Annotated in this window: 1 protein-coding gene; it reads right to left on the bottom strand. The window is 38.7% G+C overall.

What is annotated here, in order from left to right:
• Positions 1 to 430: 430 nt before the first annotated feature.
• Positions 431 to 2,558, bottom strand: a 2,128-nt coding sequence (locus ACYQ2M_RS24930) for a M48 family metalloprotease (protein ID WP_459919112.1), incomplete at its 5' end; no start/stop codon positions are given.

The following is a 2,558-nucleotide window of genomic DNA, read 5'->3' as shown; positions in this document are numbered from 1 at the left end:
TTTGCCGGGTGATGAGCTGTCAAGTTTGGGAAGTGGTGCTGGACATCTTGGGATATCCACACAAGTCTCATGAGGACCTGTGCATATTCAACTTTACAATGCATAAAGTTTTATCTTGGATTAACATTTCAAAATCACCGGCTGCCCGTGTGCATTTTGGTTGTTAGACTCTGCGAAATAGTTGATGTAATCTCTTAGAAGCCCCATTTGGTATCAAAATGAGGCCACGACGAGCTGTTTTTGAGAGTTTAGAAATTATTTTTTTTATCAACAGTGGTTTGCGAAAATTTGTTTGGTCCGATCCACACTTCATTGCAAAAAAAGAACATACGGCCATGTTTACAATGGTAATGGGAAAATTATCCGCAAGCCATTCTATCCTTATTTGTTCGGTTTATCCTTTGATAGCGACAAATTAAAAAAATTTGTTTCATTTTCGAACACTGATATTCTCAATCCTACATTTGATATCTGGATGCCAGTAGGAATGATTAAACGGATTTGTGTATTGATCGATAAAAGCTCTAATATAATCCTTGATCGTCCGTCTGTGAACCTTTGTTCTCTCAAGGCTTATTGCCCTTTCCGAATCGTCATCCGCATAGCCTGACATTCTTTTATCATTTTTGAATCTACGAAAGTTGTGTTGCTGCAATATCTCCAAACAGCCTATTATTGCATAACGGGGTATATTCATTTTACGAAGTACATACAAATCTGCTGCTTCCTCACACCCCCAAGAGTTGAAAAAGGTGAGTACAAACGTATCTCCAACAAGAGTTAAGCGGCCAAGCCATCTTAACCAATTCAGCCGTGAAACGTGACCCAGGCGCAAGTGTGAGAGCTCATGACCAATTACAAAACGTAAGAATCCTGGTGTAAGTCTTTCTTGTTCGATTACCCCCGAAGTGATTTTGACAAATCGCTGTCTACGAAACAAACCGAACTCATATGCCCAGGCATTAATATCCTTCGTGTCTATTATGCTTATTCGTGGCGGTTCCATACAAAACAAGCCGTCCATATCATTGATAACTTTACTAGCATAATCATCCCCGTTTGCTTGGTCCAACAAGTCCCGATATTGCTCTTGCCGTTGAGATATTAACTGATAAATTGAAATTCCAACTATAAGAACAGTTAACCCGCATCCTATTAACCACCCAATACGAACGCACGCCATAACAGCATCTGAATTTAATTTGCCTGTTACTAACAATGATAACAACCGCTGAGAAACAAGAATCCACTGTGATGTTGGGAAAACCGAAAGTTTCTCTGGCCCAACAAGAGCGGATATAAAGGCCGTGGCATTTATCGCAATCAACCATAAAAATATTACACTAAAAGTCAACCACCACCAGCCAAGGATAAGACGAAATATAGATAAGAAACCCCTCCCTGATGCAGCCTCTGTGATAGTAGGATTTTTACCAGAGAATAAAGTTAACCTCCTAGAAGCAGGAAAGGTAAAGGTTACTGCCATGCGAATACCCGTTACAAAAGAACGAATGCCCATTGTAATGAAAGTTGCGATAAGAAGCACCATTCCAATAGTTCTATTTCGTAGCCAATTAGCATATATACTGGCTTCAAATAAAGCAGCAGCAGCAGCAGCAGAAGAAGAAGAAGAAGAAGAAGAAGAATCCAAGACACTCAGTGTGGCAGCCAAAACATTTAACTTTTCTAAACCGATTTGTTTCGTAGGGAAACTCCACATCGAAAAAATAACCGATAAACAGATAAAACCAAACAAAAAACTGAAGTTAGGCACCATCTGGTTGAATCGTAAATAAACAGGAATAGCTCTTCTATGAAGTATCGGTATAAATGCTACGAATAGCATACTGGTGACCCCAACAGTCATCATAATCAAAACAATGCCATTGTTGCCAAAGAATGCTTTATGATTCAATGTTAAAATAACAAAAAATATTGTAAGAACATATGCTGTGTAAAAAATAAGGATGCGATTGAAAGAACTGCGTCTCGGACTATACATTTTCGTCAGGACTTCATTTCTAACTCTCGCGGCACTTTGAAGCACTTCAAGTATAACACCTATCTGATAAGCACTTCCTGTAAGCAGAAAATGTGAGGTAAACAATAGCCAAAATGCCAATAGTGCTAAGAATACAGCTATTGTTGGCGTGGAATATAGAGCACTAAAAGAAAAAATCAGAAGTGACGGCCATGCAATGGATGAGAGTAAAATGATAGCAATATACCAAGAATGGAGAATTATATAATTTGATATAATAACAAAATCACCATTTTGCATAAGCGTCAATACGATACTTTTGGGCCGGGCGAAGAGAAGCGTTTCAACGACGGAGGATCGATTTTCCAGATAAATAGCAATTGATCTGGGACTCTTTTCCACCGAAGAGATAGCCAATGCACTCTCATGATCATGATTTAAGATCGCGGCAGAATAACTCTCTATATCACCTTTGCCTTCATACGTTACCCATTTCATGTTATTTAACCCTATGATTGCATAAATAAAGAAGGAATATAGCAGTAAAAAACTTGAAGAGCCCCATGAATAAAGGTTG

It is taken from the genome of Desulfocicer niacini, from assembly GCF_054657595.1.
Note: the sequence above shows the minus strand (reverse complement) of the source record. Positions and strands in the feature narration are given on the sequence as shown.